The organism is Donghicola tyrosinivorans (assembly GCF_003003355.1).
In the GTDB taxonomy this organism is placed as follows: domain Bacteria; phylum Pseudomonadota; class Alphaproteobacteria; order Rhodobacterales; family Rhodobacteraceae; genus Donghicola; species Donghicola tyrosinivorans.
Genome location: NZ_PVTQ01000002.1, coordinates 266,779 through 285,479, shown reverse-complemented (window position 1 = coordinate 285,479; position 18,701 = coordinate 266,779). Strand labels below are relative to the sequence as shown.

The window sequence follows — 18,701 nt, the reverse complement described above, 5'->3', positions numbered from 1 at the left end:
CGCAACAATTGTCACATCAGGCTAAGGCCGTGCCGGAAAAACGGCAGGAAGCCGTCTGGATGCTCGCTCATGGGGAAGTGGCCTAGTTCGTCCATCACCGCCAGCGTCGCGCCGGGGATCTGGTCGGCAGTGCGCTTGGCATCTTCGGGCGTGCAGGTCAGATCGTAGGCGCCGACGATAATATGGACCGGCGTCTTTGCCGTATCGATCATCGGCAGACGGGCAATCAAGCTGTCGTCCTTGGTGTAGAAATTCAGATCACCACGGAACACCCCGGGACCGCTTTGCATGAACATCCACAGGGTATTCCAACGCTCGGCCTCGGGCGCGTAGGGCGAGATATTGGCGCTGACCAAAGCCGCGCCCATCTCGCCACCATGCGCGTCAGGACGGTGGAACCAGTCAATGTCATACCAAGCGGGCTGAAAGTCCGACGCCTCGATCGCGATAAAGCCGCTGAACTTGTCGGGATGCAGCGCGGCCAGTTGCAGCGCGATACGCCCCCCCATCGAGCAGCCCGCAAGGATCGGATTTTCCAGACCCAAACCGTCAATCACAGCCAGCACGGTTTTGATGTAAGCATCCGTTTGCAGGAGATATTCTTGCGTCTGGAACCCTTCTGGCGGCAGGGATTTCCCGTGCCACGGCATGTCAAAGGCGATCAGGCGATGGCGTCCTGTGACCTCTGGCGTGTTCATCAGATGCCGCCACTGACGGGTGTCGGCCCCCGCCGTATGCAGGCAGATCACAGGACGCCCCTGTCCGGCCTCTTCGAAATAGATGCGCTGGGGTGTCCCGTCGATTTGCACAGTCAGGTAGCGGCCGCAAATAGGTTCGATGGTCATTGAGCAGCCTCCTGCATTTCGCGCGGCAGGGCCATCACGTCTTTGAAGAAACGCAGGTTCTTGACCAGCGTCAGAATGTTGCCGTCGATCCGGCCACGGCCCAGTTTCACAAGGCCGAAAATGTCGTGAAATCCGGGTTTGGGGCGTGCGGTCCAGAACTCGGACAGTGCCTCTGCGTCGGTGCGGATCGCAAAGGTCCAAGGCGTCTTGCGGCTGATCCCTTGCGCCAGATCCACCAGCTGGCCCTTGTCAAAGGTCAGATAGAATTCCTGATCGTCGATCTGCACCAACACGGTTTCCGAAAACAGTGCCCCGAGGCGCTGCAGATACGGTCTGCGCGCGATTTCCGCCTGCATGAAGGTAAATTTCTCCAGCACGATACCCTCCCGTTCGCTGTGTCCGGGCCTTTGGTGCCACAGTCAAAGCTTCCCGCGCGATAGGGCTGAGGGTATTGGCTGATACCCTTCTTCACCTATGATGGAGCAATCGCGTGTTGCATCTTGTTTCCGGTATCACCCGATACCCCTGCGCGCATTGGGTTGCCCGGTCTTTTCGTCAAATGTCCCCTTCAACACGAGCGGCGGAGGACGTTCGCCACGGCAACGTTTCGGAGGAGGATTGCTAAATGGGTATCGTGAATATCGACAACATTACCGATGTCGTCATCAACAGTCTGGGCAAGCACGGCGACATCGATGATCGCCAGCGCGAGATTATGGTCTCGATGCTCAAGCACATGCATGGCTTCATCAAGGACGTGAAGCTTCAGCATTCGGAGTTTCTGGCCGTCTGCGATTATCTGGCCCGCGCCGGTAAGCTCTGCAACGAGAACCGTCAGGAATTCATCCTGCTGGGGGATATTCTAGGGGTCGAAGTTTTGGTCGATATGATGACCAACCCAATTGAAGGCTCTGAAAGTGAATCCACCGTTCTGGGGCCATTCTATCGTGAGAACCCGCCGGTTCTGCCCAAAGGCGGCTCGGTCATTCTGAAGCACTACGATGATGAAGAAACCGTCTACTACGAAGGCTACATCCGCGATGAGGCGGGCAACGGCATTGCCGGCGTCACCATGGACATCTGGGAAGATGCCCCCAACGGCGTCTATGAGAACCTTGACCCCGATCAGCCCGAATACAACCTGCGTGGTCGGTTCGAGACCGATGAGAACGGCCATTACGCCTTTGTCGCCGTCCGTCCTGTCCCCTACCCGATCCCCGATGATGAAACCGCGGGCGAGTTGCTGCGCTATATGGGCCACCACCCGAACCGCCCTGCACATATGCACTTCATCATCTCGAAGGACGGCTATCAGCAGCTGATCAGCCAGATCTATGACGCCGACAGCGATTGGCTGGAAGATGACAGCGTGTTCGCGGTGAAGGAAAGCCTGATCGGCAAGTTCAAACCCGCCGCGCCCGAACTGGGCACCAAGCTGCACATTGAATTCGACTTCGTTCTGAAAAATGCCGCTGCCGCATCCAAAATGGCCGCCGAGTAAGTGCCAAAGCAACTGATTGGAAAGGCCTCCATTGCACAATGGGGGCCTTTTCTCATGGACGCGCTCGGGCGATTGTGCGCGGATCAAGTGCGTTAGGGGAACACGATCTTGAACCTGAAACATCTGACCTATTTCATCGCTGTCGCCGAGGAATTGCACTTTGGCCGCGCCGCCGAACGGCTGGACATCGCGCAGCCGCCCCTCAGCCGGCAGATCAAACAGCTGGAAGAGGAACTGGGCGCGGTTCTACTGAACCGTGGACGCAGCACCACGACCCTGACGCAAGCGGGCGAACGTCTGCTGGTGCGGGCCAAATCCATCTTTGCCCAGATCGAGGATACGCGGCTTGAAGTCCGCAGGCTGGGACAAGGGGCCGAAGGGCGTCTGCGGGTGGGGTTTGTCGGCTCGGCCACTTACGGGATATTGCCGAACATCGTGAAATCGTTCCGCGCGAATTTCCCCGATGTGAACCTCAGCCTGATCCCCATGAACAACAGCCAGTTGCATCGAGCGCTGGTCTCGCGCGAGCTGGACATCGCCTTCGCCCGCCCTGCCCTGAAAGACCCCGAGTTCATCACCAAAGAACTACATCAGGAAAAGCTGGTGCTTGCCCTGCCCGATACAATCGAGACCGGCACACGCGATCACGCCCCGCTTGAACTGCTAAAGGCGCACCACCTGATCCTTTATCCCGAATATCCCCGCCCCAGTTACGCAGATGTTGTGATCAACGCCTGTGAGGCCGCCGGATACCCGACACCCCTGCGGATGTTCACGATGGACCTGCAAACAGCACTGAGCCTTGTGGCAATTGGCGAAGGGATCTGTGTGGTGCCGGAATCCGTGCGAAATGCCCCGCGCAACGGCATCCGCTTTCTAGCGATCGAGCCCGAGATCGCACGAACCTCGCTGTCCGTGAATTACCGGCTGGATGATCAAAGCGTGCACGTCCAGAACTTTGTCCGGATTTCGCAAAAGGTCGCCCGCAAGACTTTTTAAACGGTCCGGCAGGCGCAGAGGTCCGGCCTATTCGCCAGCCAGCGCCGACACGCTGCGGCTGCGATCACGGCGATAATAGGCGACCTTGTCCTGATCCAGCGCCACGCCCAGGCCAGCGCCCGTGGGCACCTCTACGCAGAAATCACTGTAGCCCACAGGCGTTGCCAGAATTTCATCGACAAGCAGCAGCGGCCCGAACAGCTCGGTTCCCCATTCAAGAGTGTTCACTGTTGCGAATAGTTGCAGCGCTGCCGCCGTACTTAGCCCGCTTTCCAGCATGGTCCCGCCATAAAGGCCGATGCCAGCCGACTGGCCGATGCCGATAACCTCATTGGCCCGTTTCAAGCCACCCGACTGGGCGACCTTGACCGCAAACACATCGGCCGCACGGGCCGCCGCGACGGCAAAGGCATCCTCGGGGCCGTTCAGCACCTCATCCGCCATAACGGCGATCTCATAGCCTTGGGTCAGTTCGGTCATGCCAGACAGGTCCTTGACGCTGATCGGCTGTTCGACCAGCTCACACCCCGCATCCTGAAGACCAGCCAGGCCCCAACGGGCCTCGGTCAGTGTCCATGCCTGATTGACGTCCACGCGAACGCTGGCCTTATCGCCCACCGCCTCTTTGATCCGGCGCACATGCTCCACGTCATCACGCACCGGATGCTTGCCGATCTTTAGCTTGAAGATGTTGTGACGGCGGCTCTCCAGCATCTGGTGCGCCTCTTCGATGTCAGTCTCAGAATTGCCCGAAGCAAGGGTCCAAGCCACCGGCAACTGCTTGTGTACCGCCCCGCCAAAGAGGGTCGCGACTGAGACATCAAGACGCTTGCCCAAACCGTCCCAAAGGGCAATCTCGACCGCGGCTTTGGCGATGGCATTCCCGCGCACGGCCTTATCCATCAGGTAGATCGCACCATTCACATCATCCGCGTCGCGCCCTTCAAGAACGGGAGCAATGTAGGTTTCAATCGCGGACTGGATGCTTTCAGGGCTTTCCAGACAATAACTGAGGCCCCCAATCGTGGTGCCTTCACCGATCCCGACAGAGCCGTCAGAGAACCGCACAGACACCAATACGATTACCTGCGTGCGCATTGTGGCCATCGACAGAACATGCCCCCGAATGGTCGGGATCTCTAGAATGCTGGTCTCGATGCGGTCGATCTTGGTCACTGGGCTCTTCCCGTTGCGTCATTCAAGTGTGCCTCACCATGCTGCGCGCAGAGGCTTCTAGTCTATAACGGGCGGGGTATCGGTTGATACCCGCCAATCTGTCCGCATCAGTCCCGCAATCTCTGACGGCGGAGCCCGCAGACAGACCCATCTTGAAGTTTCACGGCAACCAAGAAATCGCCCAGATATTTCCTTAGAATTTCTAACATCTTACTTCAGCTAACGTGGATACCACTTCATTTTCTGCTGGAGAGTTTTCCATGTCTGTTTCCTTATCAGTTTCCCGCACACTCATTGGCCTGTCGGTATTGATACCAACAGATGCACTGTCCGCTGATTTTACGGACCTCTTCAGTGCAGAGGGGACATACGAGGAAATCCAGCCTTCGACCTTCTTCGGGTTCAGATTTGGTGATCCTGTACCAGCAGGCGCAGTTCACACCCGCAACTTAAGCACGCGACACTACTATAGCGCCGACCAGATCGTTGATCTCTCAAACACCCCATTCTCTGGGCTGGCGCTGGTTGAGGAGGTAGGGGCGGGTCTCTGCGGGTTCTGGGTGCCTTTTAAAGAGCCCGATACGCCCTCTGGCCAAGAAGAAATTGATAGCTTCATTCGCAAGATGTCTGATGTACTTGCGATGGACCATGACGGTGCATTCTTCGCGCACCCCAAAACGCTTGAGGTTCGCAAAGATGGGATTGGATATCTGGTTTCCATTGGCGATTCCCCGAAAACTCAACCAGCCACTTCGGGGACATTGCCCTGCTCTCTGACATTATGTTCCCCGACATAATCAATGGAGAAACAAAGGACTACGCCACAATTATCGCCCAACGCGATGAGACATGTATGGGTGACCCATTCATGGGTGACTCATGATCACCAGACGAACATTAACCAATCTCATCAGTGACTGGAGTTCACCCAACCCATGGTTCGCTCGACGACCGCAAAGAGATAGTCCTCAAGCGTCTTTCCCGTCACCCGCTTGCGGGGCTTCAGATCATGATCGCCGTCTTCCAGCCAGTGCAGGGTGACGGCATCGGATAGGTCGTAGCCCGCCACCTCTTCCCGCGTGCCGAAGGGATCGCGGGTACCTTGGCAGATGAGGGTGGGACAGGTGATCTGGGCCAGGTTCTCGCCCCGTCGGGTGTCGGGTTTCTTCGGCGGATGGAACGGGAAGCCGAGGCACAAGAGGCCCTTGATCCGTCCCGCGTCATAAAGGTCCTGAGCAATCAGGCTGGCCACGCGGCCGCCCATGCTTTTGCCGCCGATGATCAGCGGGCCGTCGCAGGCAAGTGCGTCAATGGCCGCCAGAAATTCCGGCGCGTAGGTCTCGGCCTTGGCAGGCGGGCGTTTCGAGCCGCCCGTGCGGCGGGCGGCCATGTAGCTGAACTCGAAACGGGCAACGCGGAAGCCTTGGGCATCCAGCCCTTCGGCAACCATGTCCATCCAAGGGGTGTCCATCGCCGCGCCAGAACCGTGGGCCAGAAGGATCGTTGTGCGCCCCTTCTCGTCTCCGTTCAGCAGAAACTCCATGTCGCCCTCCTGCGGGATCAGGCGGCGGGGCTTGTGCGCTCAGCCTCTTCCACGGCCAGCTCAGCCATCTTCATGGCCGCTTCGCGAGTGCTGGCCACGGCGATGAATAGGCCGTTGTGGCAGAACTTGGCGCCTTTGACCCCGCTGGCCTCTTCCAGCGCCTCATCTGTGAGGCCAGCCCATGCAGCGGGCAGATCGGCGCGTTGTTCAAAGCTGTCACCACTGATGCGGATGCCGCCGATGGACCAATCCGTGTCGCGGGGGTTTACCACGAACAGCAGGTGATCTGCGCCCGTCACCTCGATGGCCGAGCGGAACGGCATCCCCATGGGTAGTTCCAGAATGCGCGAGGTGCCCGCGTCTGCGATGGCTTTGGTCACCATCGCTTCGGCGCGGCGCTTGGCAGCTTTCTTGGTGATCGACGCCTCAACGAAGGCCCGCGCAATCGGCAGGGCCTCAGCAAAGGCTTTGTCGTCCGCATCGGGGCTGCGGTTGTCGAAGACGGGCTTCAGGCTTTCCAAGAGGACCGACAGCGTCAGAGACGTCAGCGGCCCCGCAACTGAGGGGTTCATCGCGCCGTTGTCCATCAGGTCAATGGGCAGGACGAAGCTCTGCTCAAAGCTGGCGTGGATGTCTTCCAGATCGGCCTCGGGGATATCCAAGGCGCGCAGGTACTCAAGACCGTAGTGCTTCCAGATCAGACCGAAGGAACTGTAGGGCTGGTCATCCTCACGCACGGGATTGGGGCGCTGGTGGTGATCAAAGATGCCCGCCTCGGCATCATAATCGCGGCCCACGTCGTAGATGATCTTGCCCTCACCCGGGGTGATCCAAGCGGCGTCACGGGTGCGCACCACTTCGGCCTGCGGGAAAAGGCGGGTCAGGATCACCGAGGACAGCAGCTCATCCGCGTGAAAGCCGCCATTGTGGGTAACGAGGTGGGTGATGGTCATGATGGGCACTCTGGCAGGTCTGGAAATACAACGGGCGACCGGTTGGGTCGCCCTGTGGAAGTCAGTTTCGGGGGATTTCAGCAGCGGCGCGGCCAGCATCAACATGTTGTGCGCCACATAGGCCGAAATCTAAATCTGGGGTTCCGCGAAATCTTTGCCCCGATTTCGAGACAACTTTACCCCGATCTACAAACTTAGTGGGTCCAAGCGGTCCGGCGGTCTGTTGCGAAGTTCTCGCCGTAGCCGCGGGCGCGGATGTTGGGCTTGCGGGTCTTGGGCTCGGTCACGGTAGCTTCGATACCATGCTCTTGGGCATATTCGATCGCGGCCTCTTTGCTGTCAAAACGCATTTTGACCTGAGCCTGCGTATCGGTGCTGCTGGTCCAGCCCATCAGGGGATCCACTTCACGTGCGCTGGCGGGTGCAAATTCCAGAACCCACTGCTTGGTCTTGGCAGTGCCAGACGACATAGCGGTCTTGGCGGGACGATAGATGCGTGCGCGCATGGGGGCCTCCTACAGGTACCTGATAGGAGACATATGTAAAATCACAGGCCAATGGGCAAGCGGGATTCCGAAAATTGCGCTGTTTTCACCCATGTCGATCATGCCGAGCCCTTCATAGCCCGCGACACGGAGGCCTTTTCGCCCCATTCCCCGCCCCGCACACGGGAATCGGGGTTGAAGTGTTCCCGTTTTGGACCACATTGAAGGGGCTGATAAAGGAATCTGCCCGATGCCGTACGCCCACTCTGACAAAACCGACCCTTCCAATCTGGCGCACGGGGCCGATGTTCGCGCCCGCGAAAAGCTGGAAGGCGGCAAGGCGTTCGTCATGCAGACCCAATTCAAGCCCGCTGGCGACCAGCCGACAGCCATCAAAGAGCTGAAGGGTGGCATTCTGGATGGGGAACAGAACCAGGTGCTGTTGGGGGCCACCGGCACGGGTAAGACGTTTACGATGGCCAAGGTCATCGAAGAGACCCAGCGCCCCGCCATCATCCTTGCGCCCAACAAGACGCTGGCCGCGCAGCTCTATGGCGAGTTCAAAGGGTTTTTCCCTGAAAACGCCGTCGAATATTTTGTTTCCTACTACGACTACTACCAGCCCGAGGCCTATGTGCCCCGCAGCGACACCTACATCGAAAAAGAGAGCCAGATTAACGAGCAGATCGACCGTATGCGCCATTCGGCCACGCGGGCGCTGCTGGAACGGGACGATGTGATCATCGTGGCCTCGGTCTCATGTATCTACGGTATCGGCTCGGTCGAGACATATGGGGCCATGACGCAGGACTTGCATGTGGGCGGCATGTACGACCAGCGGCAGGTGATCGCGGATCTGATAGCACAGCAGTACCGGCGCAATGACCAAGCTTTTCAGCGCGGCAGCTTCCGTGTTCGCGGAGACGTGCTGGAACTGTGGCCCGCCCACCTTGAAGACCGCGCTTGGCGGATGTCGTTCTTTGGCGAAGAGTTAGAGGCGATCACCGAATTTGACCCGCTGACGGGTCAAAAGACGGATACCTTTGACAAAATCCGCGTCTATGCAAACTCGCACTACGTGACGCCGAAACCGACGATGCAGCAGGCCATCAACGGCATCAAGAAAGAGCTGCGCCAGCAGCTTGATCTGATGGTGAAGGACGGCAAGCTGCTAGAGGCGCAGCGTCTGGAACAGCGCACCAACTTTGATCTTGAGATGTTGGAAGCCACGGGCGTCTGCAACGGGATCGAGAACTATTCCCGCTATCTGACGGGCCGCGCTCCGGGCGAGCCGCCGCCTACCCTGTTTGAATTCATTCCCGACAACGCGATTGTGTTTGCGGACGAAAGCCACGTTTCAGTGCCGCAGATCGGCGCTATGTATCGGGGCGACTACCGTCGGAAGTTCACGCTGGCCGAACACGGCTTCCGCCTACCCTCTTGCATGGACAACCGCCCCCTGAAGTTCGAGGAATGGGACGCCATGCGTCCCCAGTCGATCTTTGTCAGCGCCACCCCCGCCGCGTGGGAGATGGAGCAATCGGGCGGTGTCTTTGCTGAACAGGTCATCCGCCCCACCGGCCTTCTGGACCCTGTGGTCGAAATCCGCCCCGTGGATATGCAGGTGGACGATCTGCTGGACGAAATCCGCAGGGTGGCTGCCGCTGGCATGCGGACGCTGGCGACAGTTCTGACCAAGCGCATGGCCGAAGACCTGACCGAATACCTGCACGAACAGGGCATCCGCGTGCGCTACATGCACAGCGACATCGACACGATCGAGCGGATCGAAATCCTGCGCGACCTGCGCCTTGGGGCCTTTGACGTGCTAGTGGGCATCAACCTGCTACGTGAGGGCCTGGATATTCCCGAATGTGGCCTGGTGGCCATTCTGGACGCGGATAAAGAGGGCTTCCTGCGCTCGGAAACCTCGCTGATCCAGACTATTGGCCGTGCCGCGCGAAACGCCGAAGGCAAGGTGATCATGTATGCCGACCGGATGACCGGCAGCATGGAGCGCGCGATTGCCGAAACCAACCGCCGCCGCGAAAAGCAGATCGCCTATAACGAAAAGCACGGGATCACGCCGGAAACAGTGAAGAAGAACATCGATGATGTTCTGGCCGGTCTCTATAAAGGCGACACCGACATGTCGCGCGTCACCGCGACCATCGACAAGGGCCTTCAGGGCAGCAACATGCAAGCCGTTCTGGAAGGTCTGCGGACGGATATGCGCAAAGCCGCCGAGAACCTCGAATTCGAAGAGGCCGCACGCCTGAGGGACGAGATCAAACGTCTGGAGGCTGTCGATCTGGCCGTTGCCGACGATCCGCTGGCCCGCCAGTCCGCGGTTGAGGCCGCGCAGGAAGAGGCCGTCAAATCCCGTGGCCGTAGCACCGCAGGCCGTGCCGGTCAGCGTGGCGGCAATGTGAAGCGCCGCCGGTAATTCAGTACCCCGTTAACGCCTGTTAATCGGGCGTTAACCAATTCACAGCAGCTTGGCCCCATGCGTATCGTGCTGCTGTGCTGTCTACTTTTTCTGCCCCAACTCACCTTCGCCGGTCCGTGGTCGCGCGAAAAGGGAACCGGCTTTGCCGCGATCAGTGCGACCGAAGACAGTTACGGCGACCTCTATCTGGAATTCGGCATGGGGCGGAATTGGACGGCAATTGCGGAAGGCTCTGCAAATCACGACGCGACCGGTCATATTTCCGTGGTCCTGTCGAAAGCCTTTTCCCTCGGGCGCACCCAAATCGCGCTGGATTTCGGATTGGCGCAACGCAGCAACGGAACCGCCCAGATCATCTATGCCCCCACAACCTACACCTATTTCTATGAAGGCGTTTGGGGCCTTGACCTGCCCCCGGCCGAGCTGCGCCTAGGCCTTGCCATCGGGCGTGGTTTTTCTAGCCCGATTGGCTCTGGCTGGCTGACATATGACCTCTCGCGCTATCAGGTCTGGCAGGGGTTAGAGGTACGCTACCAGTCAAACCTAACCCTTGGGGTCAGCCCCGCCCCTTGGGCCAAAACCTATATGCAACTGCAAGAATATAAGACCTCCGAGAAGACCGAAAGAAAGCTGGAATTGGTCACTGGAATCCAGCTTCTCAAAGGGCGGCATCTGCTGGTCGGCTATTCCACGCCTATTTCCAATGGAAACGGCAACTTACGGCTGATCCTATGGCAGGACTTCTAATTATTTTTGCCGCCTGTTTCCTAAAAACCTAGCGTATAAGAATGCGAAACCACATCAACCAAAGGGTATTTTATGGTACTGCGCGTTTTTGCCGTCATTAGCCTTCTGCTGACCGGCGCAATCTTCGGATTTTTCTACGCGTGGATCTGCTCGACGATCTGGGGCCTGAACATGCTGTCGCCTGACGCGGCGATCAAGGCGATGAATGCCATGAATGCCTCGGTCCGCAATATCGTCTTCTTCCCTGCTTTCTTCCTGACGCCGGTCTCGCTGATTGCCGTGGCCAGCGGTGCCTATTTCTCGGGCAGCATCCGGTCGGGCCGGCTATTTCTAGCCGCCGCTCTGATCTACGTGTTCGGAGCCTTCATGCCCACTGCGCTGGTGAACGTGCCCATGAATGAGGCACTGGCGAATATGACGATTGTGCTAAATCCCGCTCGCGCCGATGCAGTCTGGCACGCCTATGCAGAGCGTTGGCAGTTGTGGAACATCATCCGCACGGTCGCCTCGGGTGTCAGTCTTGCGTGTGTCGGCTTTGCTCTGATCTACCTTTAAGTTATTGCAACTGCGCTCTTATCCGTTACCCTGTGAACAGAATGACGGATGCCCAGATGACTGTTTCCCCGACCCTTCTTCTTGGCCTTGGATCGACGAAATCCGGGACAACTTGGCTGTACCAATATCTGGCGGACCATCCCCAGTGCCATGTGCGCACCCGTAAGGAATTGCATTACTTTGACTCGCTGGCACCGGACCGCCGCCGTCAGGCCGCATTGCGCCTTAGCGATCAGGCCACCCGCTTGGAACGGCGCCACCGCAAAGCAAAGGGCGGGTTGAAGAACAAGGTGTTCGAACGGTTCAAAGACGCCGTCGACTGGCTAGAAGTCATGAGTGGCCCCGACGACGATGACCGCGCCTATTGGACCTACCTCAACGAAGACCGGACAGACCAACCGCTGGTCGCGGACATCACCCCGTCCTACGCACTTTGCACCCGCCAGATGATGGCACGAATGGTATCGGTCACCGAAGATGTGCGGTTCGTCTATCTGATGCGGGACCCTGTTTCCCGCTTCTGGAGCCACGTTAGGATGAACGCCGACCGCCAGATGAAAGAGGACGATTCGTTCCAAGAGACCGCACTTGCCATCGCGGAACAGGCGCTTGAGGGCAAAATTCCCGAACTGCTTGCAAGAGGGGATTACGCAAAAGCTCTGGGAAAACTCGAGGTTTTACCGTCTGATAAGGTACTGGTACTATTCTATGAAGACCTCTTTGACGGTGACGGGATCGCGCGTCTTTGCAGATTTCTAGACATTGATTTCGTATCCCCCGATACCGAAACACGTCACCATGAAGGTCGCCGTTTGAAGATGCCCAAGTCCCTTCAGCAGCGCATTTTTCAGGAACTTCTACCCCAATATGAAGCCGCCCAAGAATATCTTGGACGGCTGCCAGAGGCCTGGCAGGCCCGTTACGCGTTACTAACTGCGTGATCAGATCGGATTGTCGATCCGCGCAGTAACGGTGACACGCCCTTTCACGGGGGTCTCCCAATGCACGGTCACATCGCTGCCGCTGCTGCCTTGTTCGACCTCAGCGTAGGACAGAGGCCAGCGGGTGGTACCTGCATCATCCTGCAGCGGGCCTTCGGGATAGACGGCCTCGACCGTGCGGGCAGTGGCGCGGAACGGCAGGTTAGCCCCCAAACCCACAGTCCACGTGCCCGCTGCCGTGTTCTGGCTGTGCTTGATCACCAGCGGATTACGGATTTGATCCTCGACCGCGTTAAACACGTTCCCCACGACCATCACATTGTAGGTCCGGCCCCAGTTCAGCTCGGCATAGGTGGTGTCCACATCGTCGACCCGCTGGATATTCCCGTTCAACGCACGAAAGACGTTGTTCCCGATCGACACCCCACTCAGGAAATGCCCCTCACCATGAGGGCGCACGATCATGAACCGGAACGCGTCCGAAACATCGTTCACCGTAAAAATATTGCCGTTCACCGTCAGCCCGCCAAAGGAAAACTCGTTCGATTGATCAGGATATTGATCGTGTTCGTTGGCCCAGAGGATGTAGTTGTTGTCGATGTAGTTGCCGGTGATCGTCGTCTTACAATTGGTCTGGCTGATAATCAGACCCGCCGCACGAATGCCATTGCTGGCGCTGTCCCCCTGAAACCAGTGGTTGCCCGAGATCAGGTTCCCCGCACCAGCCAGCACCATCGAGTGCTTGAAGTGCACAAAGCGCCCATCGCGGATTTTCACATCGTTGCCGGTGGCGTTCATTGCGATGCTGGTCCGCTCTTGCACCAGCTTGGGGCTTTCGTCAGACAGGAAAACGCAACGGTCCACCATCATGCCCTGACACCCCTCGCCGGGCGAGGACAGCCCGCGATCCTTGGGGCGCGTGAACACGCAGTCACGGATATGCATACCGATGCCCGCAGGCGCGATCATCAGGCCGCTGGAACGCCCGTTGCAGCGGAACTCGATATCCGAGAGGCCGAATTTGGCAAGGTTCGAGAATCCGCTGAGATCGAGCAGGTATTTAAAGCGGCGGAAGGTGAAGATTTGGGTACCTTCGGCGTCATATAGCGGGCTGCTGATACGGACGCTGCCCGCCGCCACATCGACGCTGCGCACATAGACCTCGCGGCCCACGCCGACACCTTCGACCAGCGCACCTACCGGGATGTTGGCCACATTCTCAACATCGCTCAGATAATAGGCGCTGGCGGGATTGTAGGTCGCACGCGACGTGACCACGGTGTCATCCCAGCCGCTGCTATTCTTGGCCTCGAACTGACCGTTCCGGACAACGCGGCGGGTGGCGTAGGTCTCTTTGTTAGGCGCCATCGCCTGAACATCCAGCGGTTCATCCAACTGCACGCGACGCCCGCACATATCCAGCGTGTCATGGGTACCGTTGTTCAGCAGCGCTTGGAAGGCCTTGCCAAAAGCCTCTGCCTCATCCGCGAATGCATCCATGTAGCTGCGAAGATCGTAGTTCTTTTGCAGAACCAGTTTGGCCTCGACCGGCATGGACAGATGCCCGGCAAAACGAACAGCGTTTTCAAACGTCACATCGCTTTCCAGGCGGTAAGTGCCTTCTGGCACCAGAACTTCCAGCCCGTTTGCCGCCGCATCCGCCGCCGCAAAGGCCGCGCTGTCATCGGTGATACCATCGCCAACAGCGCCATAATCGCGCACGTCCACAGTGCCGACCATCTGGGGCAGGAACAGGGCGGTCACATCCTCGATCACCACATCGTCGATGCGCAGCACGCCGCCATTGCTGCCGGTCAGATCAAAGCCGAAATGCCCCGCTTGGGCCGCCTGCCCCCACGCCAGATCAACCCCGTCGCGCGAGCCGCCGCCAATGATAGCCGACACCTCAATGACGCTGCCATAGCCATCAAAGGTCTTTTCCGGCCCGTAGGTGGTCAGGCCGGCCACCACATCGCCACTGCCATCCACAGGCGTTGCCGCCGCGCGCACGGTTGGCAAGCTACCCGACAGCGCCTTAAGGCTGACGCGAATGCGCAGGTACTGGCCATTTTGTAATTCCGACTGGGTAAACCAGCGCACCGACTGGGTGCTCTGGGTTTTGACCAGCTCAAGACAGCTGCCAAAGTCGCCATCCCCCGTGACCACGACAGCGCCAGTCACCCCGTCCAGACCCGCGCTAGAGCTGGTGCCATCGCCGCCGGACCACAGATGAAGTCCCGCCTCAAACGCACTCGGCTTCAGCGCCGCTGGATCGGTATATGCAATCGTCATGTTGTTTCCCTTCACCGCATCGCGCGCCGCCTGCGCGCATCGGCAAAGGGAAGTATCAACGGATCGTTAACGGGGTCTTCGAGGTGCGTACGGTCCCCCTCAGGCAACCGTCCCAATATTCAGCAGGCGCACCCCATCGATCTGCCAGACGCCATCCACCTGCAGCATCTTGTATTCCAGTAGATGGGTACGGCCCGAGCGGTCCTCGATCATGACGTTCTGGAACAGACGACCTTCTCGCTCTTCCAGACTTAGAAAGACCACGGGGCCGGGTTTCCAGACCATCGGATAGCCATGCTGGACCATGTGGCCAAACATCTGGGGCGTTCGGAACACGTTTTTGATGGTGGGGCTAGCGAATTGGAACGCTTGTTCCACATCCTCGGCCTCGAAGGCGTCAAGCTGCTGACGGATCGTGCTGCGGATGTCTGTGTCTTGTGCAGTCGCGCCAAGGGCAAAACTCAACCAAAGCGCCACTGCCAGAAGTAGATGCTTCATGGCCGTGTCTCCTTACCTGAAGACACGACCTAGCGCGCGAGAAGCGCGTTTCCAGTTAGCCGAGGTTACCGGCCAGACCCTCTTCGATCAGGGCGCAGGTCTCGGCCAGACCATAAAGGGCGATAAAGCCGCCGAAACGAGGGCCTTGGCTGGCGCCAAGCAGCACCTCGTAGATGGCTTTGAACCAGTCGCGCAGGTTCTCGAAGTTGTGGTCCTTGCCGACCGCAAACACGAGGCTTTGCAGTTCTTCCGCGTCCATCGCGCCTTCATAGGCTTTCAGGCGACCCAGCAGATCTTCCAGCGCGGCACGTTCCTGATCCGTGGGCGCACGGAAGGTTTTACCGGGCTTCACGAAGTCATTGTAATAGCGCACAGCAAAACCCGCCGCCGCATCCAGATCGGGATGGGTTTCAGGCGTCGCGTCCTGTGCATAGCGGCGGATAAAGCCCCACATCGCATCGGTGTCCTGCGCACCCGCCGCCGACGCAAGGTTCAGCAGCATCGAGAACGGCACAACCATCTTCGATTCGGGAACGTCGCCACCATGGATGTGGTAGACAGGGTTGTTCACCTGCTGATCCGGCGTCTGATCCGGATAGGCACGCAGCTGCTGGTGATATTCGTCCATCGCCTTGGGGATCACGTCAAAGTGCATCCGCTTCGCAGTCTTGGGCTTTTGGTACATGAAGTACGACAGGCTCTCGGTCGAGGCATAGGTCAGCCATTCATCGATCGACAGACCGTTGCCTTTGGACTTCGAGATTTTCTCGCCGTTCTGGTCAAGGAACAGCTCATAAGTGAAATGCTCCGGTGGGCGAACGCCCAAAGTGCGGCAGATGCCGTCGTAGATCGGCGTGTTGGTGCTGTGGTCCTTGCCGTACATCTCAAAGTCCACATCCAGCGCGGCCCAACGGGCGCCGAAGTCAGGCTTCCACTGCAGCTTCACGTTGCCGCCAGTGACAGGCAGGGTCCATTCCTTGCCGTCCTCATCATCAAAGGTGACGGTGCCGTTCACCGCATCCACGTTCTTCATGGGGACGTACAGAACGCGGCCGGTCTCGGGGTGGATCGGCAGGAAGATCGAATAGGTCGCCGCACGCTCTTCGCGCAGGGATTTCAGCATGATCTTCATCAGATCATCATATTTCTCGGCAGCACGCAGCAGGATCGCGTCAAACTGGCCCGACTTGTAGAACTCGGTGGCCGAATAGAATTCGTACTCGAACCCGAAGGTATCAAGGAAGCGACGCAGCATGGCGTTGTTGTGCGCACCAAAGCTGTCGAATTCCTCGAACGGGTCCGGCACTGCGGTCAGCGGCTTTTGGATGTTCGCGTACAGCAGTTCCTGGTTCGGCACGTTTTCGGGCACCTTGCGCATGCCGTCCATGTCGTCCGAGAAACAGATCAGACGGGTCGGGATATCGCTGATCACCTCAAAGGCGCGGCGGATCATCGTGGTACGGGCAACCTCGCCAAACGTCCCGATGTGCGGCAGACCCGAGGGACCATAGCCGGTCTCAAACAGAACATATCCCTTCTCGGGCGGCGCCTTTTCATAGCGTTTCAACAGCCGGCGCGCTTCTTCAAAGGGCCAGGCTTTCGAACGCAGTGCGGCTTCGCGCAATTCAGACATGTCAGTTTCTCCGTTTTCTCTCACGGCTATGTGCCGTGCAAGTCGTGCTCTCCCTATTGCGACCCTTGGTGGGCGTCAATAATCTGATGGCGCAAGGCTGCACCATAAAAGGATCTAATGCCCGTGTCCGAAGACCAGACCACCCCGCTGAGCCCGCAAGACTGCCTCGTGGCCCTGATGGTCGCCATTTCCGCCAGCGACGAGAATATGCGCACCGCCGAACTGGTCGAGATCCAGAACGCCGTAAACATGCTGCCTGTGTTCGGTGAATACGACGTTGACCGGATCAGCAAGGTCTCGAATCTGGTCTATGACCTGTTCGCAGAAGAGGACGGTCTGGACGCATTGTTCGGCTTGATCCGCGACGCCCTGCCCGAGCGTCTGAATGAAACCGCCTACGCGCTGGCTTGCGATGTGGCCGCCGCTGACGGGCACCTCTATGAGCCGGAGCTGCGGATGCTGGAAGAGATGCGCTATGAGCTGAACATCGACCGCCTGCACGCCGCCGCGATCGAGCGCGGTGCCCGCGCCCGTCACATCACGCTTTAAGCGTCGTAAAGGGTATCCCACCGCAGGATCAGCGCCTGCTGTAACTGCTTGGCGCGCGTGTTCCACGTGCGCCCGCCGGGGGGACGGTCCCGCTCATCCGGTCCCAAGGCATCACGGCGGTCCAGATCACCGCTGAAAATGGCAAAGCTTAGCTGACGGCCCTTGCTGGTCGTCGCATAGCCCGCAAGGCCGCTGACAAAGTTCAGTGTTCCCGTCTTGGCCACCACCTTGACCGGATGGGTCTTATCCGGTGCGCCATCCATCTTTTTGATCGGGATGTTTTTCAACAAATCGGGCAGCAGCCCTTCCCGCGTCAGCCCTGACAGCGCCTTGGCCAGACCCGCCGCAGGAACACGGCTGTCGCCGCCTAGACCCGAGTGGTCTACAAACAGCGCCCCTTCCAGCCCTAGTTGATCAGCGGCCCAAAAGCTCATCTCGGCAGCTGAAACGCGCATCGAGACCTTGGCCCCCAAACGCCGCTCTGACGCGGCAAGGCCCATGATCTCGGCGGTCAGGTTGGTCGAGTATTTCAACATCCCGCGCAAGACATCGGACAAGGCTTCGGACCGGTGCTGGCCCAACACCGCGCCTGTCGGCTCGGTTCGGGTGATCGCGGGCGCTTTCACTGCAATACCGTTCGCACGCATGAATCCGGCAAAAACCTCGCCCGCATAAAGCGCGGGCTTGCGCACGGGCAACCAACGCGCGCCTGAATTGCCCAAAGCGCCCTGCGCGACGGTCCAGTCGTCGCTGGCTTCAGAGTTGGCGTAGGTAAACACAGGCACGTCACGGGACACGATCTTCATCGTCGCCATATGCACATCGGGCCGGTATTTCTCGGACCGCGCATCCATGGTGATGTCGTATTTTGCGCCAGCCTTGCGCCATTCGAAATGAACGCGGTTGTAGTTCAGGTTCAGCCCGCAAATCGCGGGATTATACCCCGCCTCAGGGCTTTGCTCGGTGTCGATCTGGGTATGCGGCAGAACCGCATCCCCCCAAACCAGAAACTGCCCCTTTACCTCTCGTAGGCCCGAGGCTTTGACCTCTTGCGCCAAGGCAGCCAGCCCGTCGGTGTCCAGTGTCGGATCTCCGCCGCCGGCCAGCACAAGATCACCTTCCAGCACCCCGCCCACAACAGGCGCGGTTGCCAGAACTCGGGTGCGGAACCGATAGGCCGGTCCCAGATGATGCAACGCATAAAGGGCCGTCACAGACTTGGCGACACTTGCGGGCGGCAGATGTCCCGCAACCTCTTGCTGTTCCAGAATTTCGCCGGTTTTCGCATCGCAGACGGCAAAGGCCAGATCACCGCTGAACCGAGTCTCGGCAATCAGCTTGGCCACAGTAGGGGCTTGCTTTGCAACAGGTGCAACCTCGGCCGTGGTCCCACGGGCCACAGGACGCAAGGACTGGGTCAGACCAGCCGCCATCCCCTGCCCCACAGGCAACGCAGCAGAGCCAAGAGCGGCTAGAAAAAATCGACGGGTAAGCATGGAAACCTTGAAACTTGCTTACAAGAATATCCAGCATGG

At 58.9% G+C, this 18,701-nt stretch carries 19 protein-coding genes; 9 read left to right on the top strand and 10 right to left on the bottom strand.

The features are described from left to right. Positions 1-11 precede the first annotated feature (11 nt). On the bottom strand, positions 12-845 hold the full coding sequence (locus CLV74_RS03890; RefSeq protein WP_106262904.1) for an alpha/beta fold hydrolase: 834 nt from the start codon (positions 843-845) through the stop codon (positions 12-14). Beyond that, positions 842-1,222 (bottom strand): hypothetical protein, encoded by a 381-nt coding sequence (locus CLV74_RS03885; protein WP_245888453.1) that lies wholly within the window; start codon positions 1,220-1,222, stop codon positions 842-844. Before CLV74_RS03885 ends, CLV74_RS03890 begins: the two co-directional genes overlap by 4 nt. 248 nt (positions 1,223-1,470) lie before the next feature. Between CLV74_RS03885 and CLV74_RS03880 the strand changes: the two genes are divergently transcribed. Together CLV74_RS03880 and CLV74_RS03875 are read left to right on the top strand one after the other, a co-directional pair. After that, entirely contained in the window at positions 1,471-2,346 is an 876-nt protein-coding gene (locus CLV74_RS03880) for a dioxygenase family protein (RefSeq protein WP_106262903.1), read from the top strand. A gap of 108 nt (positions 2,347-2,454) precedes the next feature. Next, positions 2,455-3,345 (top strand): LysR family transcriptional regulator, encoded by an 891-nt coding sequence (locus CLV74_RS03875; protein ID WP_106262902.1) that lies wholly within the window; start codon positions 2,455-2,457, stop codon positions 3,343-3,345. A 27-nt stretch (positions 3,346-3,372) separates the two neighbouring features. On the opposite strand, the gene CLV74_RS03870 is transcribed toward CLV74_RS03875, so the two are convergent. Further along, positions 3,373-4,521 (bottom strand): muconate/chloromuconate family cycloisomerase, encoded by a 1,149-nt coding sequence (locus tag CLV74_RS03870; RefSeq protein ID WP_106262901.1) that lies wholly within the window; start codon positions 4,519-4,521, stop codon positions 3,373-3,375. A gap of 260 nt (positions 4,522-4,781) precedes the next feature. On the opposite strand from CLV74_RS03870, the gene CLV74_RS03865 reads away from it, so the two are divergent. Further along, positions 4,782-5,318 carry a hypothetical protein gene (locus tag CLV74_RS03865; RefSeq protein WP_106262900.1) on the top strand — a complete coding sequence of 179 codons (537 nt, stop codon included), beginning with the start codon at positions 4,782-4,784 and terminating at the stop codon, positions 5,316-5,318. Between the two features lie 113 nt (positions 5,319-5,431). Here CLV74_RS03865 and CLV74_RS03860 read toward each other — a convergent pair whose 3' ends face one another. Then, positions 5,432-6,064 carry an alpha/beta family hydrolase gene (locus CLV74_RS03860; protein WP_106262899.1) on the bottom strand — a complete coding sequence of 211 codons (633 nt, stop codon included), beginning with the start codon at positions 6,062-6,064 and terminating at the stop codon, positions 5,432-5,434. 17 nt (positions 6,065-6,081) lie between these two features. Continuing rightward, positions 6,082-7,017 (bottom strand): MYG1 family protein, encoded by a 936-nt coding sequence (locus tag CLV74_RS03855; protein ID WP_106262898.1) that lies wholly within the window; start codon positions 7,015-7,017, stop codon positions 6,082-6,084. Here CLV74_RS03855 and CLV74_RS23350 point away from each other — a divergent pair. After that, entirely contained in the window at positions 7,016-7,138 is a 123-nt protein-coding gene (locus CLV74_RS23350) for a hypothetical protein (protein WP_281260639.1), read from the top strand. The genes CLV74_RS03855 and CLV74_RS23350 overlap by 2 nt on opposite strands. Before the next feature lie 73 nt (positions 7,139-7,211). Here CLV74_RS23350 and CLV74_RS03850 read toward each other — a convergent pair whose 3' ends face one another. After that, positions 7,212-7,523, bottom strand: a complete 312-nt coding sequence (locus CLV74_RS03850) for an ETC complex I subunit (RefSeq protein WP_106262897.1) — start codon at positions 7,521-7,523, stop codon at positions 7,212-7,214. Positions 7,524-7,752: 229 nt separating this feature from the next. Between CLV74_RS03850 and uvrB the strand changes: the two genes are divergently transcribed. From uvrB to CLV74_RS03830, 4 genes are all read left to right on the top strand, one after another. Further along, complete coding sequence (gene uvrB, locus CLV74_RS03845) at positions 7,753-9,948, top strand: excinuclease ABC subunit UvrB (protein WP_106262896.1); 2,196 nt, start codon at positions 7,753-7,755, stop codon at positions 9,946-9,948. A 60-nt stretch (positions 9,949-10,008) separates the two neighbouring features. Continuing rightward, entirely contained in the window at positions 10,009-10,698 is a 690-nt protein-coding gene (locus tag CLV74_RS03840; protein WP_106262895.1) for a hypothetical protein, read from the top strand. A gap of 72 nt (positions 10,699-10,770) precedes the next feature. Beyond that, complete coding sequence (locus CLV74_RS03835) at positions 10,771-11,253, top strand: anthrone oxygenase family protein (protein ID WP_106262894.1); 483 nt, start codon at positions 10,771-10,773, stop codon at positions 11,251-11,253. Between the two features lie 56 nt (positions 11,254-11,309). Next, complete coding sequence (locus CLV74_RS03830) at positions 11,310-12,194, top strand: sulfotransferase (RefSeq protein WP_170107972.1); 885 nt, start codon at positions 11,310-11,312, stop codon at positions 12,192-12,194. Here the strand turns inward: CLV74_RS03830 and CLV74_RS03825 are convergent, their stop codons facing one another. From CLV74_RS03825 to CLV74_RS03815, 3 genes are all read right to left on the bottom strand, one after another. Further along, positions 12,195-14,486, bottom strand: coding sequence for a glycosyl hydrolase family 28-related protein (locus CLV74_RS03825; RefSeq protein ID WP_106262892.1), 2,292 nt, complete (start codon positions 14,484-14,486; stop codon positions 12,195-12,197). A 99-nt stretch (positions 14,487-14,585) separates the two neighbouring features. Then, entirely contained in the window at positions 14,586-14,984 is a 399-nt protein-coding gene (locus tag CLV74_RS03820; protein ID WP_106262891.1) for a DUF4864 domain-containing protein, read from the bottom strand. Positions 14,985-15,039: 55 nt separating this feature from the next. Beyond that, positions 15,040-16,617, bottom strand: coding sequence for a lysine--tRNA ligase (locus tag CLV74_RS03815; protein WP_106262890.1), 1,578 nt, complete (start codon positions 16,615-16,617; stop codon positions 15,040-15,042). Between the two features lie 117 nt (positions 16,618-16,734). On the opposite strand from CLV74_RS03815, the gene CLV74_RS03810 reads away from it, so the two are divergent. Continuing rightward, positions 16,735-17,166 (top strand): tellurite resistance TerB family protein, encoded by a 432-nt coding sequence (locus CLV74_RS03810; RefSeq protein WP_106262889.1) that lies wholly within the window; start codon positions 16,735-16,737, stop codon positions 17,164-17,166. Here CLV74_RS03810 and dacB read toward each other — a convergent pair. Beyond that, positions 17,163-18,662 carry a D-alanyl-D-alanine carboxypeptidase/D-alanyl-D-alanine endopeptidase gene (gene dacB, locus CLV74_RS03805; RefSeq protein ID WP_106262888.1) on the bottom strand — a complete coding sequence of 500 codons (1,500 nt, stop codon included), beginning with the start codon at positions 18,660-18,662 and terminating at the stop codon, positions 17,163-17,165. The two genes, CLV74_RS03810 and dacB, sit on opposite strands and share 4 nt — an antisense overlap. Positions 18,663-18,701 lie beyond the last annotated feature (39 nt).

Coding starts and splice junctions, on each gene's coding strand:
- CLV74_RS03835 (WP_106262894.1), top strand. CDS start 10,771: ATGGTACTGCGCGTTTTTGCCGTCATTAGCCTTCTGCTGACCGGCGCA.
- CLV74_RS03820 (WP_106262891.1), bottom strand. CDS start 14,984: ATGAAGCATCTACTTCTGGCAGTGGCGCTTTGGTTGAGTTTTGCCCTT.
- CLV74_RS03860 (WP_106262899.1), bottom strand. CDS start 6,064: ATGGAGTTTCTGCTGAACGGAGACGAGAAGGGGCGCACAACGATCCTT.
- CLV74_RS03825 (WP_106262892.1), bottom strand. CDS start 14,486: ATGACGATTGCATATACCGATCCAGCGGCGCTGAAGCCGAGTGCGTTT.
- uvrB (WP_106262896.1), top strand. CDS start 7,753: ATGCCGTACGCCCACTCTGACAAAACCGACCCTTCCAATCTGGCGCAC.
- CLV74_RS03840 (WP_106262895.1), top strand. CDS start 10,009: ATGCGTATCGTGCTGCTGTGCTGTCTACTTTTTCTGCCCCAACTCACC.
- CLV74_RS03815 (WP_106262890.1), bottom strand. CDS start 16,617: ATGTCTGAATTGCGCGAAGCCGCACTGCGTTCGAAAGCCTGGCCCTTT.
- dacB (WP_106262888.1), bottom strand. CDS start 18,662: ATGCTTACCCGTCGATTTTTTCTAGCCGCTCTTGGCTCTGCTGCGTTG.
- CLV74_RS03830 (WP_170107972.1), top strand. CDS start 11,310: ATGACTGTTTCCCCGACCCTTCTTCTTGGCCTTGGATCGACGAAATCC.
- CLV74_RS03855 (WP_106262898.1), bottom strand. CDS start 7,017: ATGACCATCACCCACCTCGTTACCCACAATGGCGGCTTTCACGCGGAT.
- CLV74_RS23350 (WP_281260639.1), top strand. CDS start 7,016: ATGATGGGCACTCTGGCAGGTCTGGAAATACAACGGGCGACCGGTTGG.
- CLV74_RS03810 (WP_106262889.1), top strand. CDS start 16,735: ATGCCCGTGTCCGAAGACCAGACCACCCCGCTGAGCCCGCAAGACTGC.
- CLV74_RS03865 (WP_106262900.1), top strand. CDS start 4,782: ATGTCTGTTTCCTTATCAGTTTCCCGCACACTCATTGGCCTGTCGGTA.
- CLV74_RS03890 (WP_106262904.1), bottom strand. CDS start 845: ATGACCATCGAACCTATTTGCGGCCGCTACCTGACTGTGCAAATCGAC.
- CLV74_RS03880 (WP_106262903.1), top strand. CDS start 1,471: ATGGGTATCGTGAATATCGACAACATTACCGATGTCGTCATCAACAGT.
- CLV74_RS03850 (WP_106262897.1), bottom strand. CDS start 7,523: ATGCGCGCACGCATCTATCGTCCCGCCAAGACCGCTATGTCGTCTGGC.